The sequence below is a fragment of the Bradyrhizobium sp. CSA112 genome, assembly GCF_029051645.1.
Taxonomy (GTDB): domain Bacteria; phylum Pseudomonadota; class Alphaproteobacteria; order Rhizobiales; family Xanthobacteraceae; genus Bradyrhizobium.
In genome coordinates this window covers 56,722-80,616 of the sequence record NZ_JAACFS010000023.1, presented here as the reverse complement: position 1 = coordinate 80,616, position 23,895 = coordinate 56,722, and the positions used below count along the sequence as shown (strand labels likewise).

Below are 23,895 nucleotides of genomic sequence, written 5' to 3'. Positions count from 1 at the left end.
TTAATTTGCGTGCGGATAAAGCCGCAAGTCGAATCCGTTTTCCCCGCTGTCCACTGCCGGCGCCGTTGCCGGGCTGGCAACGATGGTGCAAGCTCGTGAGGTGGACCCGAGCGGAAGCCAGATCCACCTCACAGGGCGCGCCAGCGCGGTGAGCTAGAAGGCCGGTGTTTGCGCGCCGGCCTTCTGCTTTTTCACCGAGCGATTCGAAGCCTACAGTTCGACGGTGCCGCCGATAGTGTGAAGGTGCCTTATGCACGATTCACACATGCGGGGTGTGAAAGGCCGAAAGCGCCTTTTCAGCGCTTGACGCCCCTGGGCAGGAAATAGAACCGCAGGGCGAGCAGTAGCGCGCCCCGGAGAAGGCACCGGGGCAACCAAACAAAGAATGGTAACGAAGACGTACCATTCTCTCGCGTGACTTCAGAACAGATCGGAACCTTATTTGCCGTGGTACCCAGGCCAGAGGGCAAGAGTACCAATCCCGATTATGAAGATAATAAATAGAACCGACGCGGCATCCAAGCCGATCATCAAGCTATCCATGACGGCCCCCGACGCGGCGCAACTGGTTTGCAGACACAGTGCCGACACAGGGCTTTTCGGAGATCCGTCGAAGTGGACTAAGTGATTGAAAAGGCTGGTGCCGCAAACAGGACTCGAACCTGTGACCCCGTCATTACGAATGAAGGGGCCCGTTCGGGTGAGGGAGATGGATTCGAAATGAATCGACCCCAACCCGCTTCGGCGTCCAGCAAATTGAGAATTGGACTTTCTGGGCTGGTACGAAGGTTGCGGAGAAAAATGCATTCTCCACCCTATCGAGAGCCACTGGCCGCCCGCCAAATTCTCCCGAACAAGAACATCGGCAAAATCCGCGGGATTTTGGGCCCTTGGCGCCCCGAAAGTACAGCGCCCCAAATCTGGCTGGCGGTGGGGAGAGGGATTCGAACTGGCAGTACGCGGTTGCGCGTAAGCCAAAGACAATCTCTTTCACGTGGCGACTCGGTGGCGATTCTGAGTAAGCAAAAAGCCGCCCTTGCGAGCGGCTTTTTGACTTCCAGCTGTAAAATCAGCCGCTTATTTGGTTGCGGGGATAGGATTTGAACCTATGACCTTCAGGTTATGAGCCTGACGAACCGCTGGTACTTTTGTTGGTATCGTCATAAGAGACGTTGATATTATTCTTTGTTCGCAAAGGGATAAGCTGTTCTTTCAATGCGGGCCAAGGTAACGAGGTATGCGCTGAAGCTGGCTCCGCTTCTTTGTGCGATCTGGGAGTTGCGACAGGCGGAATGGACCGAGTTCAGCCTGGCTGATGGCAGGAGCGCGTACGGATGATGCGGTGGTGGGCGGACGAGCTCGACCGGTTAAGTGAGCACGGTCGTGTCATCAAAATGAGTGCCTGAGAAAAAGCGCGTTCAAAGTGGGGTTGCTCCCTTAAGTCGCACGTCCATTAGTTCGACATGTTGGTGTCAAGCAGCGCCAGAAGTGAGCGCACCACTACTAGTCGCCGACGTCCGATCGTTGTCGTGACGATACGTCCAGTTCCTATCAACTCGTAAAGCTTCGTGCGTCCCAAGCCGGTCACTTCGCATGCATCGTCAATCGTGCAGGTGAGCCGCTGCGCGAATGGCATCGTGTTCGGTTCTGCGGCATTCGGAGCGGATAGACTGACTTGTGACTGTTGTACGCCAGTTTTCTCTCGTCGATTGTATCTCACATGGCCCTCCTAATCGCACAAAGCTCGACAGGACAAGAGTTGATTGTGCGACGAGCAACGTCAATGCGAACATCCGAGGGCGCTCGCGTACGACAGCGCACGTCAGCGGCGGTTTGAATATTTGCGGACACCAAGGGCGACGAGGAAATTTTTCGCGAAAGCGCCAGCCACAGTGAGGCATCGCGCCGAGGCTAGTCTGCTAATGTCGCCAGCAAATTCCCCAAGCGTTCGCCGCTGTTCACCAGCGTCTTATTCAACCATTATTCAACGAACGCGGCTGATGGCTACCTAAGTGCCTGAGTTTGCTGGCGCTCCCTAGGGGAATCGAACCCCTGTTTCAGCCTTGAGAGGGCCAAGTCTGATCCGTTCACTTCGACCAAGGCGGCCCGTGTGCTTCTACACCGATCACATTGTGGAGGACAAACCGTTAGACCGGCTCGCAAAAACACCGTTTGAAAAACCGCTTTAGTTCGGCCTTGTCAAACGGTTTCTCTCGCTAAGGTCTTGATTTATTTGGTGGGCGCACCAGGGCTCGATCCTGGGACCCGCGGATTAAGTAAGAGTCCGCAAAATTAAACTAGAGAGTTAGCGTACAACTGGAAACCGGGCAGATGCCCCGGCCATGAACTTTCGGCCTCTCTGCCAGTTGCGGCTCCGCTCAAGGTTTCCGTTTAGTACGATCTACTACCTTCTTGCGCGATCTCGCTGCTGTTGCGGTTTCAAGCGTCGGGGTCGATCTGCATGGTGCATCGGCACGCCATACGACTAAGCCGATTGTTTCACCAGCTCGAGCTCATACCGATCGCAATGCCACGTTCTGCCATAATTCCTGCAGGCTCTTGGCCGCGTCGTATGCCAGCCGCAATCGCAGCCGGGTATTGCGGCGAAACAACTGTCGAAGCCTTTCTCAAACGAGTCGGGACGGAGTATCCTCGACCACGGGTGAAGGAAGGGAGGCGTCAGCTGTGGTTGAGAGACGATCTGGACCGAGCTATTGCCCCGGACATCGTGCCGGGCGACCTCGCCGAGGATTTGTGACGTTGGAGCGCCCGCTTCCACGCTTTGTGGAGGTGCGTCGGCTTGCCCGCGGTTCGATCGCGTTCTACTTCCGGATCCCGACCTATTACCGCAAGCTCGGCTGCGAGATGGCGAATGAGCCACTTGGGACAAGCTACGAAGCCGCATGCGGCGATGACGGAAGAGGCGGACGCGCCGCCACGCTCAATGGCTTGTTCGATGAGTGGAACGCCCAGCGCAGAGGAGAGCCGGGCGAGCAGGGAAAAATTGCGCGCTATGGAACAATCGATTGGCTGTTCCGGCAATACAAGACGGAGAAGGCCTATACCGAGAAAGTCTCTCCGAGGTCACGTCCTGACTATGAGCGCATCATGCAGATGATCTGCGATAGCGTCGGTAAGAGCGGACGGCGGATCGGCGAACGGCAGATCATGGAAGTCACGCCACGGGCCGCTGACAAAATTTACGACAAGATCATCAACGGGCCGAACGGACTCAGGCTGCGGCAGGGCGAGAAAGTGGTCGGCCTCTGTCGTAAGGTCTGGCGCATCATGCGTCGGCTGCACCCGGAGCTGTTCGATAAGAAACACCCGAACCCTTGGGACGACTTCACCCTCAAGAGCCGCACCAAGACCAAGAAGCACGCGGTCACTCGTGAGGAGGTCTATAAATTTGCATGGGGCTGCATTAAGGAAGGCCGGCCTGAACCCGCTGCCGTCGCGGTGATTTGCTTTGAGTGGCTGCAACGGCCGGAGAATGTGGTGGCCGGCTTTTTGACTTGGCCCGACTATCGCAGCAAGAATTGGCCACATGCCGTACGCATAGAGCACCACAAGAACAAGGCGCTGGTCTGGCATCCGCTCGAAGAGACTCTCGACGGCGAGACCGTCAAGTTTTACGCCGAAGCAGAGGACGTCTTGGGCCATCTGCCCAAACTTGGCGTCCCGATGATCATGCGCCGGATTGAAAAGGGTGAGCGCAAGGGCCACGCCAAAGTGTGGTCCTACCCTGGCATGGAAAAAGCGGTGCAGCAGATGCGTAAGAAGTTTGACGGTGTGTCAAAGCTGTTCACGCTTGATGCCTGTCGACACGGCGGAATGACCGAGCTTGAGGAAGCCGAGCTGACAGACGGCCAGGGTCGTGCGCTTTCCGGACACAAGACCGCACAGGCCTATCGCGGCTATGCCAAGGAAACGATGATGAGAGCCTTGGCTGCGACCCGTAAGCGACATGCACATCTCCTGGCGCAGAAGGAACTGGATCAGCAGAATGCTGATGGCGCAGCATCAGCTCGAGACGAAATTCAGCAGATCTCCCCAACGTCGAAGACTAGCGTCGGATAGGTAGACCTCGCGCTTCGTTGAACGCTGCAAATGGTCGACGGCGTCTCGCGGCTGGCGATCCCGCACGCGACAACGTCAATGGCAACGATCGAAAGCTTCAACCCGCAGGCAGCGTCCACGCGCTCAATTCGCATTTTTGAGCGTGTTCAACCCGCGACGTCGGCCTTCGACCAAACGAAACCAGCACAGAATTTCCAAATGCGGGGCTAACTGAATTTCCAAATGCGCTGGAAACTCCGCCTCAAGTAAGGCCATTTACTTAACAAAATCAGTGCATTGGCTCTGGCTGGGGCGGGAGGGATCGAACCTCCGAATGGCGGAATCAAAATCCGCTGCCTTACCGCTTGGCTACGCCCCAACAGGCCGAAGCCGAACGCACCGGGGGATGCCCCCGCGCGAACCGGTTCGGACAACGCCGGTCTATAGAGGGACTTCAGGCATTTCAACAGGCTGAAATCTCGAATTTCACCCGAATCCGCCCCCGCGGGGGCATGAGTCTTTATATGTAGGATATATAGGGACCGTCCGCCGCCGGTTTCCGCCGCCCCGGGCGGGGCGAATACTGCCCAGCGGAGAGTTGAGGGAGCCCCGGTTTCGTGGGAAGACGGCGGCAGCTCATTACCCCAAAAGCGAGATTTTCGTCATGACTTACCGCGCGCCGATCTCCGACATCCTGCTCGCGCTCAACCACGGCGCAGGCCTGCAGGCAGCCGTGAAGGCCGGCCATTACGGCGATTTCGACGGCGACATCGCCGCGGCCGTGCTGGAGGAAGCCGGAAAATTCGCCGGCGACGTGCTGGCGCCGCTGAACCGCGTGGGCGACGAACACGGCATCAAGCTCGCCGACAACAAGGTGACGACGGCGCCCGGCTGGCCGGACGCCTATCAGCGCTGGGCCGCCGCCGGGTGGAACGCGGTGTCGGGTCCGGAAGCTTTTGGCGGCCAGGGCCTGCCGCTCGCCATCAACGCCGCCTGCACCGAAATCTGGAGCGCGTCGAACATCGCCTTCGGTCTCTGCCCGCTGCTCACGCTGTCCGCGATCGAGGCGCTCGACGCCCATGGCAGCGACGAATTGAAGAAAATCTATCTGGAGAAGCTCGTCTCGGGCGAATGGACCGGCACCATGCAGCTCACCGAGCCGCAAGCCGGCTCCGACGTTGGGGCCTTGCGCACCCGCGCCGAGCGCGCACCCGACGGCAGCTATCGCATCAAGGGCACCAAAATCTTCATCACCTATGGCGACCACGACATGACCGACAACATCGTGCATTTCGTGCTGGCGCGCCTGCCCGATGCGCCCGCGGGCACCAAGGGGATTTCGCTGTTCCTGATTCCGAAATTTCTCGTCAACGCCGACGGCTCGCTCGGCGCGCGCAACGACATCTATCCGTCAGGCGTCGAGCACAAGCTCGGCATGCACGCCTCCCCCACCTGCACCATGACCATGGGCGATCATGGCGGCGCCATCGGTTACCTGATCGGCGAGGAAAACAAGGGCATGCTCTGCATGTTCACGATGATGAACCAGGCCCGCCTCGGCGTCGGCCTCGAAGGCGTCGGCATCGCCGACCGCGCCTATCAGCAGGCGCTGGCGTTCGCCCAGGAACGCCGCCAGGGCCGCGCCGTCGGCAAGAAGGGCGACGGGCTCGATCCGATCATCGTGCATCCCGACGTCAAGCGGATGCTGTTGCAAATGCGGAGCATGACGGCCGCCGCGCGCTCGATCTGCTACGCCACTGCCGTCGCGCTCGACATTTCCGTGCGCGCCAAGGACGCCAAGGTACGGGCCGATGCCGCCGCCCGCGGCGCGCTGCTGACGCCGATCGCAAAGGCGTTCTCCACCGACATCGGCAACGAGGTGACGTATCTGGGCGTGCAGATCCACGGCGGTATGGGGTTCATCGAGGAAACCGGCGCCGCGCAGCATTATCGTGATGCGCGCATCACCTCGATCTATGAAGGCACCAACGGCATCCAGTCGATCGACCTCGTCACGCGCAAGCTCGCCGCCAATGGCGGCGCGTCGGTCTGGGCCCTGCTCGATGAACTGGGCGGCATCGTCAAGCAGGTCGAAGCCTCGAACGATCCCGCCTTCGGCACCACCGGCACCAAGCTGCGGGATGCGCTCGGCTCGCTCGAACGCGCCAGCAAATGGCTGCTGGAGCGCGTGGCTTCCGCGCCGAACGATGCGCTCGCCGGCGCCACGCCTTATCTGCGCCTGTTCGGCTCGACGCTCGGCGGCTGCATGCTGGCCGGCGAAGCGCTGGCCGCCAAGAGCAACGGCGAGGCCGGCGGCGATCCGCAGCGCTACGTGACGGTGGCGCGGTTCTTTGCCGAGAACATCACCGTGCAGGCGGCATCGCTGGAGAAGACGGTGACCGACTCGGCCGATGCCGTGAACGGCGCGGACGCGGTGTTGCTGGGGTGAAAGTGTAACTAACCAATCCGCCCTGCGGCCGGCCCGCCCACACAACGCCGTCATGCCGCGCTCTGATTTTAATCGATGACGTGATGCGACGCAGCCCCCTGACCGTGGCCGAGCATCAGCGATAGTACAAACGCACGACCCCGCCCATCGGCATAGGTCGCGATAGCCGGTGAATTCGTCCGACGTCCGCCATCCAACGAAGCTTGTGTTGGATCGTCGGACGCGTCCACATGCCGAGGCGCTTCCAGATCTTGCTTGCCGCCGCCGCATTGGCTTCGCCGACGGGAACGACGTTCCATAATTTGTCCAAATCGGAGTCAGTCATGCCAAGGCTTCCCGAGACTTTCCTGGATCCAAAATCGGTGCGTGCCGACCAAGAAAAATGGCCTGCTCAGCTAAACGCCAGGGCGAGTAGGCCAGAACCGAGCAGAAAAAGGCCGGCGACGGTAACCGCAAGGAATGCATTGGAGGCTAATTCGTCACGCATTGTTCCATTCCACGAGACCGCCATCACGCGTCAGGCGGTCCTTGCGAAGCTGCATCTGCGGATCTCAGCCACCCGTGCGCGGCAATATTCGCGGTAAAGCACGCTGAGAAGTATCCACATGATCGCACCCCGTTGTTTGATCGTGGGCTTTTGATATCAGGCCTCCGTTTCGGGGCGTCTTCGCGGCCTCCGCAAAATGGTTTCTGGCGTATTGCGGCATTGTTTCGTGGGGCACGGCGGCGCACTTACGGATCAAACGTTGCAGAATGTCCAACGAGTTCCATGTTTGCAGCGCGTGGTATTGAAGCAACACCTTGGAAAAAACGAAATATCCCGTAGTCTCCGGCCGTTGCGCATTTATTTCGCAGTGCAAAGAATGAGCGCTGTCGCGTGCTTGGCTTTGCAATTGGGCTCATGCGGAGCCTTGGGGAGGCCGGATCATGGACCCATGGCGATTGGCGACGAGGGCGCAGCGCCGAATCAACGCGCTCGCGGGCCTGGCTCTCGCGAGCTGTATTCTGACAGGGCTCGCAGGCTTCGGTTCGGCTTCCATCAAGCACACCAGCGCTTCCGTCGAGGGCACCGGTGCAGCTTCCATCGGGAACGCCGGCGCGAAGCCAATCGTGGAGCGCCACGAACCAAGTCCCATCGCAAGCACCGAGCAAGCGGACATACCGCAGGCGACCGTAGTAGCGAACGCCACCATCGGCGATGTTGAGGTGGCGACGCCCGCCAAAGCCACGCCGGAAAAAGCCACCGACACGACGGCAAGTCCGGAGCCGAAACCGTTTGTCGTGGCCGCGCTGCCGGATTCGTCGCAGGTGCTTCCACCCGAGGCACCGTCCGCCGGGGGCGCGACAGCAAGCACGGCTGATCCCGCGCCGGAGAAAGCCGCCGACGCGACGGCAAGCCCGGATGAGCCGAAACCTTTGGTCGTGGCGACGCTGACCGATCCGTCGCAGGTGTTTCCGCCCGAAGCACTATCCGCCGAGGGCGCAACGACCCTCGATACCCAGCAAGCTGTGAGCATCATCGAAATCAACGAGGAATGTCTGGTGGTCGAGATCTGCATCGACCGATACCTGTGGGCCCTCTACGAGCGGGCGCCCAAGATCGACGCCGTCAAGGTGCATGAGCGGAGGAAAGTGACGGTCAAGAGGAAGGGCAAGACGGTGACTGTCACCAGGACCTTTACCAGGCGGGTCGACGAGGATTTTACGTGGAAGGACCCGAAGGCGGCGGACAAAGCCGGTATGGCGATGATGGACTATGTGATCGGAGGCATGGACCGGAAGTTCAAGCTGAAGCTCTTTCATACGCTCCATGCAGCTGAACAGGCCGGCCTGTCGCCCGGCATCACCAGCGCGTTCCGCGACGACTACCGTCAGTCGATCGCAACCGGCTTGAAAGCCGCAACCGGCCGATCCTACCATGGCGGCAGTTCCCGCGGCGGCTATGGCGGCGGGGTTGCGGCCGATGTGGTGAGCGTCAAGGGCAGCACCCGCGCGCAGCGATGGGTCTCCACTGAAAAGCTCTGGAAGTGGATCGACGAGCGCGGCAAGGAATTTGGAATCGGCCGGCCGTATCTCGATAGGGATCCGCCCCATGTGGCGCCGATCGATGGCCAGGAATATGCCTCTCGCCGCGGCGGAACGAAAACGCAGGACGCGCAAGCGAAGGTCAAGAAGCCCAGCCGGGTCGCTATGCGGGACGACCACAGCAAGGCCAAGGCAAAGCGGAACGACAACAGCAGCAGCAGCAAGGCGAAGCAGGCCAAGGCCGCAAGATTGCCACAGGCCAAGACCGCAAAATTGTCCAAGGGACGAACCATGTAGCCGGCACTTCCGGCTTCATGCGGGAGGGCCTGCAAACCCGCCCCGCTTACGCTCCTTCCAGGAGCGCATCCATCACACCGATCCTCTCGACCAGGCGGCAGCGAGCGTCAGCCCGTATTCCTGACCGCATCAGCCAGCATGGCGTAAAGCTCGCGCTTGGTGAATTCCTTGGTCGGCGTCGGCACCTGCTTGGGCTTCGACACCACCTTATCCACCGGCCGGCCACACGCTGCCGCCAATGCTGGCCTTCGCGTCGGGACTGCCACGATCTTGGGGCTGGTCGTTGGTGGCTTGTGACCCCGCTTGTGGCCCAGGCGCTTCAACTTGGCGCTGACGGCGTTGCGGCTATAGCCCAGCCGACTTGCGATCTGACCGGCACTCTGGCCGTCGGCCCAGAGCTGCTTGAGCAGTGCTACGTCTTTCGCATCCCAACTCATGGAAGATACTATACGCCTGTTGTCGGCCACAGGCGAGTCGTTGCTGACGGTGCTCGGCCGACGGTTGATCTCGTCGTTAATGCAGCCGCCACCAGCTTGGGAATTGGCTGGTGTTGTCTACTCTTGCCTCGGCTCGCCATCTCGCGAAGCGGTCGCAGCGACCGTCAAGGCGATCGCTGCGGGATCGCAGCACAGCACCATCAACAGGATCAGCCACCGCACCGCGTCTTCGGGCGCGGCACCGACCATCATCGCGAGATACTGGATCGGGCCTGCGGATGCTTCGATGCGCGAACGCTCGCCGGCCAGCGCCGCGCGTTGCGCCTGCAGACCCACCAGCGCTGCGGTTGCCGCCTGTCGCTGCGTATCCAGTCCATCCCGCGTTGCGCGCTCTTGTGCCGCGATGTTGATGGCCCGGGTCACCCGGCCACGCCGTGTCGACTCGTCCACCGCCCGGTCGATTTGCGCAATGCGGCCGGCCAGGTCGGCAACAACAGCCGTTTGCGCCGTGACGCGGGCATCGAGCGCTTCAATGCGCTCGGTGACGCCCGAACGCGACGTGGCGGCCACGCTGACATGCGCCTCGACCAGCTTGCCGAACACACCGGCGGCATTGATGAGCGCAAGGCCGGCGACGAGGGCGACCATGACGAAACGCATTTTCCAGTTGGTCCGGCGCCAATGCGCGGCCAGCCACCCGGCGATCACGAGCTTGCCGGCTTCCATCGTGGCGGCGAGCACCATGACCGCAATCGGATCACCGGGAAATATTTCGGCCATGCCCGCGACTGAAAAATAGGCTGCAACCGTCGCCAGTGCGAGCGCCGCAAGCAGGGCAACGGCGCCGCTGGTGCGTTTCGCGGCGGCGGGAACGGCCTCCGGCACGGCCGGCGTGACGGAGGAAACCGACAGCGGCTCAAGCGGCGCGCTGGGCGCCTCCGGCTCGCCATCGGCCTCGGTGATCTCAGCCTCGGATGTCTTGACCTCGGATGTCTTGGCCTCAGTCGTCTTGGCCTCGGCCGTCTTGGCCCTGGTTGTCCTGGCTGCCTTGGCCTTGGCGCCCTTCGCGGGCTTGGCGCGACTGGATGCCGGAGAGGCGCGGCCGCGCTTCGCTGCCGGCAAGGACGCCTCGCCAGATGATTCAGCGCTTACGTCTTCGGCAGGTGTCGCCACCAATCGAGGCGTGCGATTTGAGGCATTGGCCCAGGCGTCAAGCTGATGCCTGATGCGCGCAGCATCGCTGTCGCCCTCCGTCAGTTCGGTCGCGGAGATCGCTTGCGTGGTTGCGCGGCCTGTCATGTCGCCCCCCGCCTCGTAGCGGCAAAAGCCAGCTTCTCCTCGGCGAAGAACTGGAGTGTGCCGTAACCTTCCGTGTCGACGGCATATCTAAAGCTCCCGTCAACCGTCGGAAACACGGCGACAACCGTGCCCGCCTCGTGATCGTTAGCGACGTTTTCGACTTGCTCGCCAACCGCAAACTTCGCCATCGAAAACTCCTTTTCGGATTCGTCGATGCAATTATATCTCCACAAGCAGGCCGTAGCTTCTTAACGATGTGCCTTCCGGAAATTTAGGACGATGGTTGTTGCACTAATGCCGCATCCTGCTCGCGGAAGGGAACAACTGCACGCGTGGAACGCGAAACGGACATGGCGCGATGTCCGGATTGAGTCCGAAATGGGCGTCGACGACGAAATCAATCAGACAATCTGAATTGGCGCTTCGCCGCCCTTGCTCTTCGAGTGTGCCCGATTTGTAGGATGGGTGGAGCGCAGCGATACCCATCAATTGCCACTCGCGACAGTGATGGGTTTCGCTTTCGCTCTACCGATCCTACGGAGTGCCCATGCGCAGCACTCAGAGCTGTTGCAGCGTTAAGACAGTCATCGCCATTCCGGCGCGGTCCCGTAGTTCTACGCTTTGCGAATCGTCCACGCCCGCCCCTACTCTCACCGCAGTTCGCATTCACTGGCGTTGCTGGTGTGTCCGTCCCGCGCAAAAGAGCACGGCTACGGAAGAGTGTGTTTTTGCCGGGAAATTCGCCTAAGGGGCGTCCAAAAAAACGGCGTGCACCAATGTTGGCATGAACCCTGCATTGGCTGAACGAACTGGATATTCCTTATCAACGAAGGTCGCCATGCTCGTTACTCTCGTCGCTGTTCTCTGCAACAGCCAGCTTTGTCTCGAAAAAGTCGTCACCACCAGTGACCAGTCCGGCATCACCATGACGGCCTGCGCGGTCAACGCGCAGATCGGGATTGCCGACTGGCTCGCCAAGGGGCCGTATCGCGAATGGCGATTGCAGCGCTACAAATGCGTGCTCGGGAAATACGTTCCGAAGAACGAAGCCTGAGAAGCCGCAGGCTATCTCACGCTGGCGCGGTTCTTTGCCAGATATAACGAACTTGCTTGCGTCAACGTTCGTAAACATGATCTCGCCTTCTCGCGGCGCGATGCGCCCGAGGTTTGCATGAACTTTTTCCCTCAAAGCAGAGGGAGCAGGGAATGCCGGGTGCTTGCTGCACCCGCGGTCTCGTGTGCAAGGATAGAGATAGAGGCGCACACGAGCATACAGGTACAGCCGGAGCACTCCGGCATTCCCTGCGCAATGGTTTGACGGCTTATGCCGCGCTCTCCCTGGAGACGAATTCGTCTTGCCTCCATCGCTGCCGGCTTGATGGCTGATCGATCCGGTTGGATCAAATTTGCCACCGACAGCTTAGCATCAGCCACGGATGCCAGGACCACACGGTTTTGCCGTACGCTTCAGCGCCGTACGTCTTGCGCGCCGTGTTCGCTCACGGATAACCGCCCTGCGAACACACCTCACGCGCCCGACGCTGCTGCGTCCACCGCATCCCACCCCGCGTCCGTGACGATCGCGATCCGCCCCTCGTGAGAGATGAGACGGCGGAATTGATAGTGCTGATTTGGGGTGATCGAGAAGGAATTTGTTTTTGCAGTAGGGACTGGACGGGGCAAATCAGCTTGAAATGGCTGAGGAAATTAGTGTTTTCGCGCACGTCCCGTGGTGGGAGTTCAAGCCGTTGAATCGAAGTGTCGAGGTTAATCGAGTGCGATGGTCTCGCGAACCGTGATGCCACGCCTGCGCAAGGAACGGAAATTGCGGGCGGTGGCGATCGCGTCACCGGCCATCGATATTGACAACGGTCACCCGGCCCCTCGTTCTTTACGACTCCGTGCAGGGCTGCCGCGCCAGCGGTGCTTGCCGAAGGCCTCACCGACCTCCTGCTGACCTCGCAGCCTGATCATCAAGCGAAGCGCCTGTTCTACCGTCTGCTTCTTGGTTTGATGCCCGGAAGCTTTTTGCGCTTCTACCATCAGCGCGTCGTCGATCTCGATATTGGTGCGCATGGACGATGTCCCGCCGCGGTGTGTATGAAATGATACTACCATACACATCCGAATTTCACGACGGGCAGCAAGGAGTAACAAAGCCCGTAGGATGGGTGGAGCGAAGCGATACCCATCAATTGCGACGCGGAACAATGATGGGTTTCGCTGCGCTCTACCCATCCTACGGAAACTACCCGCTCTACGTAATCGGCTTCAGCCCGGCCTCGATCGCAGCCCGTCGCGGCTCCAGGAACGGCGGCAGCGCCAACCGCTCGCCGAGCGTTTCCATCGGCTCGTCGGTTGCGAAGCCCGGGCCGTCGGTGGCGATCTCGAACAGGATGCCGTTGGGCTCGCGGAAATAGAGGCTGCGGAAATAGAAGCGGTCGATCTCGCCGCTGTTGGGGACGCGTAGTTCGTTCAGGCGCTGCGTCCAGGCGTGATATTGCGTCTCATCGGGGGTGCGGAACGCGACGTGGTGGACGCCGCCGGCGCCTTGCCGCGCGAGCGGCGATGCCTTGTCTTCGATCACATGCAGTTCGGCGGCGGGACTGCTCTCTCCCCTTGCCTCGCCCATCTCGAATACATGTATCTGCGCGCCGTGGGCGGCGTACTCGCGCACGCGGCGCATGTTCATGACCTCGGTCAGCACGAAGGCGGTGCGCGACAGTTCGTGTACGGTCAGCACGATCGGACCGAGGCCGCGGATCTGGTGCTCTGCCGGCACCGAGCTGCGCTCCCATGGCGATGCCGTGCCCTTGCCGCCATCGTCGATCAGCACCAGCCGCTGGCCCTCGCCGTCCTCGAACGGCAGCGTCAGCCGGCCGTCGACCTCGACGATATCGCGGACCGCGGCGCCGGCCTTTCTCAGGCGATCCCGCCAGTAGCCGAGGGTCTTCTCGCCCGCGACGCGCAGGCCGGTGCGCGAGATCGAATTGGTTCCGCGCTGCTCGGGTGCGGCCGGGAAATCGAAGAAGGTGAGATCGGTGCCGGGATTGGCTTTGCCGTCCGCATAGAACAGATGGTAGGCGCTGACGTCGTCCTGGTTGACGGTCTTCTTGACCAGCCGCATGCCGAGCAGGCCGGTGTAAAAGGCCAGATTGTCCCGCGGCTTCGCCGAGATCGCGGTCAGATGATGAATTCCGCCGAGCTGCATTGCGTTGTCCTCGTGTCACATCCCCGGAAAATTCGCAGGGAATGGTTGGGCCTTTTGCCGGGTCATGTAGGATATCACCGGATGATTGGCCAGCGGCACCGTCGCCGCGTGCTACCGTGTAGGGTGGGCAAAGGCGCGTGAGCGCCGTGCCCACCATCTTTCCGCTTAGAGCAAGTTCGATTGTGTGTGGTGGGCACGCTACGCTTTGCCCACCCTACGAAGTCCAGCCTTGATCCTGTATATCCGTGCCATGAGAATTCTCTTCCGCCCCATCCTTGCATTGTTGATCTTGTTTGCGCCTGCCGCATCGCTCGCACAAACCGCCGCGCCGGTGGACCTGCGCATTCTCGCGATCAACGATTTTCACGGCTACCTTCGCCCGCCGCCGGGCGGGATCACGATCGCCGATCCCGAGGACAGGACGAAGAAGATCACGGTCCCTGCCGGCGGCGCCGAACATATGGCGACGCTGGTGGGCCAGCTTCGCGAGGGACACAGGAACACAATCTTCGTCGCGGCCGGCGACCTGATCGGCGCCAGCCCCTTCCTGTCGGCGATGTTCCACGACGAGCCGACAATCGAAGCGCTGTCGATGATGGGGCTGGCCATTTCCTCCGTCGGCAATCACGAATTCGACGAGGGCAAGGACGAACTCCTGCGCATGCAGCATGGCGGCTGCCACCCGGTCGACCAATGCCAGGGACCGCATCCGTTTGCGGGCGCGAAATTTCGCTATCTCGCCGCCAGCACGTTCGAGAAGAGCAGCGGCAAGACGGTGTTTCCTCCTTACGAAATCCGCACATTCGACGGCATTCCGGTCGCCTTCATCGGCCTGACCTTGAAGGGCACGCCGGGGCTCGTCTCGCCGACAGGCGTTGCCGATCTCGAATTTCGCGACGAAGCCAGTACGGTGAACGCACTGATCCCGGAATTGAAGGCGCGCGGCGTCGAGGCCATCGTCGTCCTGATCCACGAAGGCGGATTGCCGACCGGCGATTACAATGAGTGCCCCGGCGTTTCCGGGCCGATCGTCGACATCGTCAAGAAGTTCGATCACGCGGTGGATGTCGTGGTCTCCGGCCACACCCACCGGGCCTATGTCTGCGAGATCGACGGGCGGCTCGTCACGTCAGGCGACAAATACGGCACGCTTGTTACCGCAATCGACCTGAAGCTCGATTCCGTCACGCGCGACATCGTCAGCGCCAAAGCCGACAACACCATCGTCCGCATCGCCACGCTCGCGAAAGACGCTCAGCAAACCGCGCTGATCGAATCCTACGACAGGCTGGCCGCGCCGATCGCCAACCGTCCGGCGGGTTCGGTGACGGCAACGCTGTCGCGCGTGCCCAACGCTGCCGGCGAAAGTCCGCTCGGCGACATCATCGCCGACGCGCAACTTGCCGCGACCAGCACTGAAGCGAAAGGCGGCGCGGTCATCGCCTTCACCAATCCCGGCGGCGTGCGCGCCGACATTGCGCGCAAGGAGGACGGCGCGGTGACCTATGGCGACGTGTTCGCCAGCCAGCCTTTCCGCAATCAACTGGTGACGATCACACTGACCGGAAAGCAGATCAAGGACATGCTGGAACAGCAATGGCTCGATCCGAAGCGGCCGAGGATACTGCAGGTATCGAAAGGATTTTCCTATGCGTGGGATAGCACGAAGCCTGACGGCGAACGTGTATTGCCTGAACGGATGTCGCTGAACGGGCAACCGGTCGATCCCGCCGCGAGCTATCGCGTCACCGTGAACAATTTCATGTTCGTCGGCGGCGATGGCTTCACCGTGCTCACCCAGGGAACCGCGCCGCTGACCGGCGTCTATGATTCCGACGCACTGCATGCCTATTTTCAGGCCAACAGCCCGGTCGGCCCGACCGCAGTGGATCGCATTATCAGGATCAACTGAGCAATGGCGCGCACCGGACTGCGTTCCCCGGATGCTGCGCAGTACCGAAAGCGCGTTCACGCGCGTCTTCGACGCGCTATGGTAGTGCGCTGCTGATCCGGGGTCCACACGCTGCAGTGGATCCCGGCTCTGCGGTGCACCGTCACCGGACGATGCTTCGCATCGCCGGGGAGACGCTGCACCGCGTCCGGGACACGAAATCTCGAAGAAAAGCCGTCTTCGTTTTGAGGAAGGCTCCAGGCCTTTCCGAGCGGCCTCTAACCACCTAGATTAGCCGATCCCTTGCCGGCGCGCGCCATAACGCCAGGATTTTGCATGACACTGCTTCTGACGCATTCCGCCTGTCTCGACCATGTCACGCCCCCGGGCCATCCGGAGCGTCCCGACCGGCTGCGCGCGGTAGCTGAGGTGCTGGCGGACGATCGTTTCAAGCCGCTTACGCGCAGCGAGGCGCCGGAAGGCGATCTCGATTCCGTCACGCTGTGTCATGGCGAGCATTATATCGGCGAACTCCGGCACATCGCCCCGCAGAGCGGGATGATCTACATCGACGGCGACACCTCGATGTCGCCGGGCACATGGGAAGCCGTGATGCGCGGCGTCGGCGGCGCGGTCGCGGCAACGGATGCGGTGATGTCCGGCGCGCAGCAGAATGCTTTCGTCGCGGTGCGCCCGCCCGGCCATCATGCCGAGGTCTCCAAGCCGATGGGCTTCTGCTTCTTCGACAATGTCGCCATTGCCGCCCGTCACGCCCAGCGCAAATACGGCATCGGCCGCGCGGCGATCGTCGATTTCGACGTCCATCACGGCAACGGCACGCAGGACATCTTCTGGCACGATCCGACCGTGATGTACTGCTCGACGCACCAGATGCCGCTGTTTCCGGGCACCGGCGCCAGCGGCGAGCGCGGCGAGCACGACACCATCGTCAACGCGCCGCTGGCTTCCGAGGATGGCAGCGCCAAGTTTCGCGCCGCGTTCGAGAATTTGATCCTGCCGCAGTTGCAGAAGTTCTCGCCTGAGCTGGTCATCATCTCCGCCGGCTTCGACGCGCACTATCGCGATCCCCTCGCCTCGATCAACCTCAAGGCGGACGATTTCGGCTGGGTCACGCGCAAGCTGATGGATGTGGCGGAGACAAGCGCGGAGGGCCGGGTTGTCTCGGTGCTGGAGGGCGGCTACGACCTGCAGGGGCTTAAGGAGTCGGTTGCGGCGCATGTCACCGCATTGATGGGCGCGTAAATCCCCGCCACAATAGCCCCGCAAGAATAAGCTTTGATTCTGCGCAAAGGGGGCTTGTTCAAGGGAACCCAGCGCATCCGGGAACAAATAATGGTCGAAAATACGCAAAACGACGTCAAGAAGCTCTCTTTCGAGCGCGCGATCGAGGAGCTTGAATCGATCGTGAAGCGGCTCGAGGACGGCAAGGTGCCGCTCGAGGAATCAGTCGCGATCTATGAGCGCGGCGAAGCCCTCAAGCGCCGCTGCGAAGAACTGCTGCGGCAGGCCGAGGCGCGCGTCGACAAGATTACCACCGACGCCAACGGCCAGGTCACCGGGACCGAGCCGCTCGACGTGCAGTGATCCCGAACGGCCGGACTATCGAAGCCGGCCGGGCTCGCCTGGCATGATCGCGAGATAATCGAGCAAAAATCGAGAGAATCCGGGGCGAATTCGGTGCTCGCCTTCCCACCGAAAGGCTAACTCGCTGGTCAATCTGGGAGCCGATTTAGTTCCTGGCGCCCTGCCCAGCCTGTTATAGTCGGCCACCACCCCGGGGACAGTACGTGCGCGTCGAGCACCGCCATATCATCTACATTCAGGGCTACGATCCGCGCGGGCTGGCGCAATATTACCGCATGTTCCGGACCGAACTGCGCAAGTTCGGCCGGCTTTATCAGCTCCAGGCCACCATCAGCCGGCCCAAGGTCGCTTCCGACGACGAGATCGCGTCCTGGACCATCGATACCAAGGCGGAGGACTGGCAGACCCGCACGTCCTACGATTTCCTCCGGTTCGAGGATTTCATCCAGCAGGACCTGGCCTCGCCGATCTGGCGCACGGTGTTCAGCGCGGTGTGGATCTACTGGCGCCTTATCTTCGCCGGCACCATCGCCCGCTTCGGCAAGGCGAACTGGCGCTTTGCCACGTTCATCACCTATCCGCATCTTGTGCTGCTGCTCGAAGCCGCCGGTGCCGCAGCCATCGCTTTCGTGTTCGAGAAGGGCCTCAACGCGGTCGGCATTCCCGATCCTTTCAGCATCGCGGCCGCGATCGCGATCTTCGTGGGGCTGCTCGGGGCCGTGCTGAAATACACGGAAAACGCCACTTACGTGCTCTATCTGTTGTGCGACACGATCTGGACCTGGGAATTCTCGCACCGCGAGCGCCCGGAATGGGACCAGCGCATCGACCGTTTCGCGCAGCATCTCGTCAATGTCGCGAAAAGCACCGACGCCGACGAAATCGTCATCGTCGGCCATAGCTCCGGGTCGTTCCTGAGCACGGAGGTGCTGGCGCGCGCGCTGAAGCTCGACCCCGCGCTCGGCCGTCACGGCCCGCGGATCGTGCTTTTGACCATCGGCGGCAATTTCCCGATCGTCGGCTATCACGCCGTGTCGAAACAGTTCCGCGACCATCTGCGGCAGCTCGCCATCGAGCCGTCGATCGACTGGATCGACTGCCAGGCCCGCAAGGACGTGATGAACTTCTACCAGTTCGATCCGATCACGAGCCACGGCATCGACGTTGGCGCCTTAAGGCGCAACCCGAAGATCGTGCCGGTTCGCTTCCGCGATATCATCCATCCCGAACACTACGAAAAATTTCGCTGGCAGTTCTTCCGCGTGCATTTCCAGTTCGTGATGGCCAATGAGCGGCCCAACGCCTACGACTTCTTCATGATCGTCTGCGGACCGGTCCCGCTTAGCGCGCGCATGGCCGTCCCCGACGCCGCGCTTGATGTCGCGACCGGCGATTCCGGAGTGCGCGATCGGGCCTGGAAAAGGATCGAAGCCACCAGCACGGCGGCCGCAAGTGCCACCGATTTGAGCAATTTGGAACAATCCGCCCGCCGCAGTGGTTGAAAATCGAGATTTTTCGGCCCTGCGCCCCGGAACCGAATCAGCTCTCCGGGTTGGCTTTGGCAGCAGCTTTGGTGTAAAGCTTGCCGTTCTGTGCGCTGGGGAAAGAAGCCTGCCGGGCAACTTTCCACGGCAGCAAGCACCTCAAATAACTAAAGAAACTGAACCGGGAAGGGTTAGAAGCGACTAACGTGATGCATATCACATGGTTTAAACCGGAGTGCATCTAGGCTTTCAAATCAGGTACCGGCCTGCCGGGTTGGCAGGCGGGGCAGGATTTTCACGGCGCGGTTAACGCGCTTCCCGTGTCGCGTCAGGCCGCTCGCCCTGACATGCAAAATTGGAATATCGCAGTGACCACATTTAGTAAAACGCCGCTTCTCGATACCATCCGCACACCCGACGATCTTCGCAAGCTCAAGATCGAGCAGGTGCGCCAGGTCGCCGACGAACTCCGCCAGGAAACCATCGACGCCGTTTCGGTAACCGGCGGCCACTTCGGCGCCGGCCTCGGCGTCGTGGAACTGACCACCGCGATCCATTACATCTTCGATACGCCGCGCGACCGGCTGATCTGGGACGTCGGCCACCAGGCCTACCCGCACAAGATCCTGACCGGCCGCCGCGACCGCATCCGCACGCTGCGCACCGGCGGCGGCCTCTCCGGCTTCACCAAGCGCAGCGAGAGCGACTACGACCCGTTCGGCGCGGCGCATTCCTCCACCTCGATCTCGGCCGGCCTCGGCATGGCCGTGGCGCGCGACCTCGCCGGTGGCAAGAACAACGTCATTGCCGTGATCGGCGACGGCGCGATGTCGGCGGGCATGGCCTATGAGGCCATGAACAATGCGGGCGCCATGAATTCGCGCCTGATCGTCATTCTCAACGACAACGACATGTCGATTGCGCCGCCGGTCGGCGCGATGAGCGCGTACCTGTCGCGGCTCTATTCCGGCAAGACCTACCGCTCGCTGCGCGAGGCGGCCAAGCAGATCAACAAGCGTCTGCCCAAGATCCTCGCCAACCGCGCCAACCGCGTCGAGGAATATTCCCGCGGCTTCATGATGGACGGCGGCACGCTGTTCGAGGAACTCGGCTTCTATTACGTCGGCCCGATCGACGGCCATAACCTCGACCATTTGCTGCCGGTCCTGAAGAACGTCCGCGACATGGAAACCGGCCCGATCCTGGTCCACGTCGTTACCCAGAAGGGCAAGGGCTACGGCCCGGCGGAAGCTTCCGCCGACAAGTATCACGCGGTGGTCAAGTTCGACGTCGCCACCGGCGCCCAGGCCAAGGCAAAACCGAACGCGCCGGCCTACCAGAACGTGTTCGGCCAGAGCCTGGTCAAGGAAGCCGAGAAGGACGAAAAGATCGTCGCCATCACCGCCGCGATGCCGTCGGGCACCGGCGTCGACATCTTCAACAAGGCTTTCCCCGACCGCACCTTCGACGTCGGCATTGCCGAGCAGCATGCAGTGACGTTTGCCGCCGGCCTCGCCACCGAAGGCTACAAGCCGTTCTGCGCGATCTACTCGACCTTCCTGCAGCGCGGCTATGACCAGGTAGTCCATGACGTCGCGATCCAGAGCCTGCCGGTACGCTTCGCGATCGACCGCGCCGGCCTGGTCGGTGCCGACGGCGCGACCCATGCCGGCTCCTTCGACAACGCCTATCTCGGCTGCCTGCCGAACTTCGTGATCATGGCCGCGTCCGACGAGGCGGAACTGGTCAACATGGTCGCCACGCAGGTCGCGATCAACGATCGCCCGAGCGCAGTGCGCTATCCGCGCGGCGAAGGCCGCGGTGTCGATATGCCCGAGGTCGGCACGCCGCTCGAGATCGGCAAGGGCCGCGTTGTCCGCCAGGGCAACAAGATCGCCCTGCTGTCCTTCGGCACGCGTCTGGCCGAATGCGAAAAGGCCGCCGACGAACTCGCCGCCCACGGCCTCTCCACCACGATCGCAGACGCGCGCTTCATGAAGCCGCTGGACGTCGATCTGGTGCTGAAGCTGGCGCGCGACCACGAAGTCCTGCTCACGATCGAGGAAGGCTCGATCGGCGGGTTCGGCTCGCACGTCATGCAGACGCTGGCCGAACATGGCATGCTCGACGGGGGTTTAAGGATGCGCGCCATGATCCTGCCCGACGAGTTCATCGACCACGATTCGCCGAGCGCGATGTATGCCCATGCCGGCCTCGACGCCAAGGGCATCGTCGCCAAGGTGTTCGACGCGCTCGGCAAGGACTACAAGACCGAGACGGTCAAGCTCGCCTGAGGGCAGGCTCTATTTGGTTGAATCGGTTTATCCGCGGCCTCGCTCCACCTCTCCCGCTTGCGGGGGTCGAGACGAGCGTAGCTCGCTCTGAGGTCGGATCGCATCGAAAGATGCGATCCGGGTGGGGGAAGCTCTATCCACACGAACAGTGTGACTCGCGGCGGCACCCCCAACCCAGCCCTCCCCCGCAAGCGGGAGAGGGAGCGCAGTCTTACCGTGGTCAGCTATTCGACCGATCTCATTGCTTAACAGCACCGGTAGCCCCATGAAGATCTATCTGGCAGGTCCCGATGTGTTCCTGCCGGACGCGATCGAGATCGGGCGCCGCAAGGTCGCGATCTGCGACCGCCATGGCGTGAGCGGCCTCTACCCGCTCGACAATACGGTCGATCTTGCAGCCGCTGACGCCTCGCTCGCCATTTTCAAAGGCAACGAAGCGATGATGGACGCGGCGGACGCGATCATTGCCAATCTGACGCCGTTTCGCGGCCCCAGTGCCGACACCGGCACCGTCTATGAACTCGGCTACATGGCCGGCCGCGGCAAGCTCTGTTTAGCCTACAGCAACGATCCCGCCGTCTATGCCGAACGTGTTGCGCGATCCTTTGCGGTCACGAAAGCCGGCGGAGGCCACTTGATCGACGATGACGGACTGACGGTCGAGGATTTCGGCCTGCCCGACAATCTCATGATGATCCACACGCTCGACCTGCATGGTGCTAGACTGGTGACGCCGCGGCAGCGGCCCGCGGATATCTGGCGCGATCTCACCTCCTTCGAGGCCTGCGTGGCGCTCGCGGCGGGTCGCGCCACCGGCAAATCGGACTGACATTGGCTGACAAGAACGACAGCGAGACCTCTCCCCGCAAGCGCGTGGACGTGCTCCTGGTGGAGCGCGGCCTGTTCGAAAGCCGCGCCCGCGCCCGTGCGGCGATCGACGCCGGCGGCGTCACGGCCGACGGCCGGCAGGTGTCGAAGGCGTCGGAGATGATCGCCGCCAGTACCGAATTGTCCGCGCAGCCCGCGCACCCCTACGTCTCGCGCGGCGGCGTCAAGCTCGCAGGCGCCCTGGAGCACTATCCGATCGATATCGAGGGGCATGTCTGCCTCGACGTCGGCGCCTCCACCGGCGGCTTCACCGAGGTGCTGCTGCAAAACGGCGCAAGCCTCGTCTTCGCCATCGATGTCGGGCAAGGCCAGTTGCATCCCTCGCTGCGCGACCACCCCCGGATCGTGTCGATGGAAGAAACCGACATCCGCAAATTCGAGGGCAAGCGCCTGCCCGCACGGCCCGATGTCGTCGTCATCGACGTCAGCTTCATTTCATTGAAGGCGGTGCTGCCGGTGGCGCTGTCGCTCGCCGCAGCACCGATGCATCTGCTCGCGCTGATCAAGCCGCAATTCGAGGCGGAGCGAAAGCATTCCAAGCGCGGCATCATCCGCAACGCGATGGTGCACCAGGAAATCTGCGACGATATCTCGGCCTTCGCCGCCTCGCTCGGCTGCACCGATATCCAGGTGTTTCCTTCCTCGATCACCGGAGGCGACGGTAATATCGAATTCTTCATGGGCGCGCGGCGTGGCTGACGGCGAGCGCCTCGTCATCGACCATGTCGGCCATCACGGCGACGGCGTCGCCATCGCCGGCGGCGGCAACATCTACGTTCCCTACACGCTGGGCGGCGAAACGATCGAGGTCGGTCCAGTTCCCGGCCACCATCCCGACCGCCGGCGATTGCTCAAGGTCGAGACCCCAAGCCCGGCGAGGATCGCGCCGTTCTGTCCGCATTTCGGCGTTTGCGGCGGCTGCGCGATCCAGCACTGGGACGCCGAGCCCTATCGCGCCTGGAAGCGCCACCTCGTGGTGACCACGCTGGCGCAGGCGGGAATCGATTGCGACGTGGCGCCCCTGGTCGACGCCCATGGCGCGGGCCGCAGGCGCATCACCCTGCACGCACGGATGGGAACGCACGACGTGCTCAAGGTCGGCTATGCGGCGGCAGGTTCACACGACATCATTCCGATCGACCGCTGCCCGATTCTCGATCCAAATCTGGGCGGCGCGATCGAGGCCGCCTGGGCCATCGCCGAGCCGCTGATCACGATGGGCAAGCCGCTCGACATCCAGATCACCGCGACCAATAGCGGACTCGATGTCGATGTGCGCGGCTCCGGCCCGGTATCATCAGCCATGGTCGCGCGGCTGTCGCGCATTGCGGAACAGCATCGGCTGGCGCGGCTGACGCGCCACGGTGAGCTGGTGCTGATGCGTGCGCCGCCCTTGATTTCGATCGGCGCCGCACAGGTGGCGCTGCCGCCCGGTTCGTTCCTGCAGGCTACCGTCGCTGGCGAGGAAACGCTGGCCGCGCTCGTCTCCGACCATTGCAAGCGCGCCAAATATATCGCTGACCTGTTCTGCGGCGTGGGTCCCTTTGCGCTGCGGCTTGCGGCGAAGTCGCGCCTTGCCGCTTTCGACAGCGACGCCGGCGCGGTCGCGGCATTGCAGAAGGCTGCGACTTCGACGCCGGGACTGAAGCCGGTCAAGGCGGAGGCGCGCGACCTGTTTCGCCGTCCGTTGATGCCGCAGGAATTGCGCGACTACGACACGGTCGTGTTCGATCCGCCGCGGCAGGGCGCGCGAGCGCAAGTGACCCAACTCGCAGCCAGCAGGATTCCGACGGTGGTTGCGGTATCGTGCGATGTCACGACATTCGCGCGCGACGCCAAGATCCTGATCGACGGCGGCTACAAAATCGACGGCGTCACGCCGGTCGACCAGTTTCGCCACACGCCGCATGTCGAGCTGGTGGCGCGGTTCAGGCGATAACGCCAGATACGGCTATC

The 23,895-nt window shown here is 62.1% G+C and carries 18 protein-coding genes and 1 tRNA gene; 12 read left to right on the top strand and 7 right to left on the bottom strand.

The genetic code is table 11. The annotated features are described in order from the left end of the window. Positions 1-2,760 precede the first annotated feature (2,760 nt). The gene (locus GWE18_RS28705) at positions 2,761-4,080 is read left to right on the top strand and encodes a hypothetical protein (RefSeq protein ID WP_275189069.1); all 1,320 of its coding nucleotides are present in this window, start codon (positions 2,761-2,763) and stop codon (positions 4,078-4,080) included. 283 nt (positions 4,081-4,363) lie between these two features. Here the strand turns inward: GWE18_RS28705 and GWE18_RS28700 are convergent. Next, positions 4,364-4,438: transfer RNA gene (locus tag GWE18_RS28700), tRNA-Gln, on the bottom strand. Positions 4,439-4,723: 285 nt separating this feature from the next. Between GWE18_RS28700 and GWE18_RS28695 the strand changes: the two genes are divergently transcribed. Further along, positions 4,724-6,508, top strand: a complete 1,785-nt coding sequence (locus tag GWE18_RS28695) for an acyl-CoA dehydrogenase (protein WP_275189067.1) — start codon at positions 4,724-4,726, stop codon at positions 6,506-6,508. A gap of 115 nt (positions 6,509-6,623) precedes the next feature. Here GWE18_RS28695 and GWE18_RS28690 read toward each other — a convergent pair whose 3' ends face one another. Further along, positions 6,624-6,833: a hypothetical protein gene (locus GWE18_RS28690; RefSeq protein ID WP_275189066.1), complete on the bottom strand. Its 210-nt coding sequence runs from the start codon at positions 6,831-6,833 to the stop codon at positions 6,624-6,626. 602 nt (positions 6,834-7,435) lie between these two features. On the opposite strand from GWE18_RS28690, the gene GWE18_RS28685 reads away from it, so the two are divergent. Continuing rightward, positions 7,436-8,830, top strand: coding sequence for a hypothetical protein (locus GWE18_RS28685; RefSeq protein WP_342804303.1), 1,395 nt, complete (start codon positions 7,436-7,438; stop codon positions 8,828-8,830). Between the two features lie 107 nt (positions 8,831-8,937). Here GWE18_RS28685 and GWE18_RS28680 read toward each other — a convergent pair whose 3' ends face one another. The 3 genes from GWE18_RS28680 to GWE18_RS28670 all read right to left on the bottom strand — a co-directional run bounded on the left by GWE18_RS28680 (position 8,938) and on the right by GWE18_RS28670 (position 10,754). Next, the gene (locus GWE18_RS28680) at positions 8,938-9,267 is read right to left on the bottom strand and encodes a GcrA family cell cycle regulator (RefSeq protein ID WP_057851826.1); all 330 of its coding nucleotides are present in this window, start codon (positions 9,265-9,267) and stop codon (positions 8,938-8,940) included. Between the two features lie 117 nt (positions 9,268-9,384). After that, entirely contained in the window at positions 9,385-10,566 is a 1,182-nt protein-coding gene (locus tag GWE18_RS28675) for a hypothetical protein (RefSeq protein ID WP_275189065.1), read from the bottom strand. After that, a complete protein-coding gene (locus tag GWE18_RS28670; protein WP_275189064.1) occupies positions 10,563-10,754 on the bottom strand; it encodes a hypothetical protein in 192 nt (63 codons plus the stop codon). The genes GWE18_RS28675 and GWE18_RS28670 overlap by 4 nt, the downstream gene beginning before the upstream one ends. Before the next feature lie 650 nt (positions 10,755-11,404). Here GWE18_RS28670 and GWE18_RS28665 point away from each other — a divergent pair. Beyond that, positions 11,405-11,620 carry a hypothetical protein gene (locus tag GWE18_RS28665; protein ID WP_057855142.1) on the top strand — a complete coding sequence of 72 codons (216 nt, stop codon included), beginning with the start codon at positions 11,405-11,407 and terminating at the stop codon, positions 11,618-11,620. An 818-nt stretch (positions 11,621-12,438) separates the two neighbouring features. Here GWE18_RS28665 and GWE18_RS28660 read toward each other — a convergent pair. Continuing rightward, a complete protein-coding gene (locus GWE18_RS28660; RefSeq protein WP_275189063.1) occupies positions 12,439-12,642 on the bottom strand; it encodes a type II toxin-antitoxin system VapB family antitoxin in 204 nt (67 codons plus the stop codon). 181 nt (positions 12,643-12,823) lie between these two features. Next, a complete protein-coding gene (locus GWE18_RS28655; protein WP_275189062.1) occupies positions 12,824-13,777 on the bottom strand; it encodes a ring-cleaving dioxygenase in 954 nt (317 codons plus the stop codon). A 250-nt stretch (positions 13,778-14,027) separates the two neighbouring features. Between GWE18_RS28655 and GWE18_RS28650 the strand changes: the two genes are divergently transcribed. The 8 genes from GWE18_RS28650 to GWE18_RS28615 all read left to right on the top strand — a co-directional run bounded on the left by GWE18_RS28650 (position 14,028) and on the right by GWE18_RS28615 (position 23,878). After that, positions 14,028-15,689, top strand: coding sequence for a bifunctional metallophosphatase/5'-nucleotidase (locus GWE18_RS28650; protein ID WP_275189061.1), 1,662 nt, complete (start codon positions 14,028-14,030; stop codon positions 15,687-15,689). A 315-nt stretch (positions 15,690-16,004) separates the two neighbouring features. Further along, complete coding sequence (locus tag GWE18_RS28645; RefSeq protein WP_057855135.1) at positions 16,005-16,931, top strand: histone deacetylase family protein; 927 nt, start codon at positions 16,005-16,007, stop codon at positions 16,929-16,931. Between the two features lie 90 nt (positions 16,932-17,021). Then, the gene (locus tag GWE18_RS28640) at positions 17,022-17,273 is read left to right on the top strand and encodes an exodeoxyribonuclease VII small subunit (RefSeq protein WP_275189060.1); all 252 of its coding nucleotides are present in this window, start codon (positions 17,022-17,024) and stop codon (positions 17,271-17,273) included. 203 nt (positions 17,274-17,476) lie between these two features. Continuing rightward, positions 17,477-18,775: a hypothetical protein gene (locus tag GWE18_RS28635; protein ID WP_275189059.1), complete on the top strand. Its 1,299-nt coding sequence runs from the start codon at positions 17,477-17,479 to the stop codon at positions 18,773-18,775. 329 nt (positions 18,776-19,104) lie between these two features. Then, positions 19,105-21,051, top strand: coding sequence for a 1-deoxy-D-xylulose-5-phosphate synthase (gene dxs, locus GWE18_RS28630; protein WP_275189058.1), 1,947 nt, complete (start codon positions 19,105-19,107; stop codon positions 21,049-21,051). A gap of 265 nt (positions 21,052-21,316) precedes the next feature. Continuing rightward, the gene (locus tag GWE18_RS28625; RefSeq protein WP_275189057.1) at positions 21,317-21,880 is read left to right on the top strand and encodes a nucleoside 2-deoxyribosyltransferase; all 564 of its coding nucleotides are present in this window, start codon (positions 21,317-21,319) and stop codon (positions 21,878-21,880) included. A gap of 2 nt (positions 21,881-21,882) precedes the next feature. Continuing rightward, positions 21,883-22,638 (top strand): TlyA family RNA methyltransferase, encoded by a 756-nt coding sequence (locus GWE18_RS28620; RefSeq protein WP_275189055.1) that lies wholly within the window; start codon positions 21,883-21,885, stop codon positions 22,636-22,638. After that, entirely contained in the window at positions 22,631-23,878 is a 1,248-nt protein-coding gene (locus tag GWE18_RS28615) for a methyltransferase (RefSeq protein WP_275189054.1), read from the top strand. The genes GWE18_RS28620 and GWE18_RS28615 overlap by 8 nt, the downstream gene beginning before the upstream one ends. The last annotated feature ends 17 nt before the right edge of the window (positions 23,879-23,895 follow it).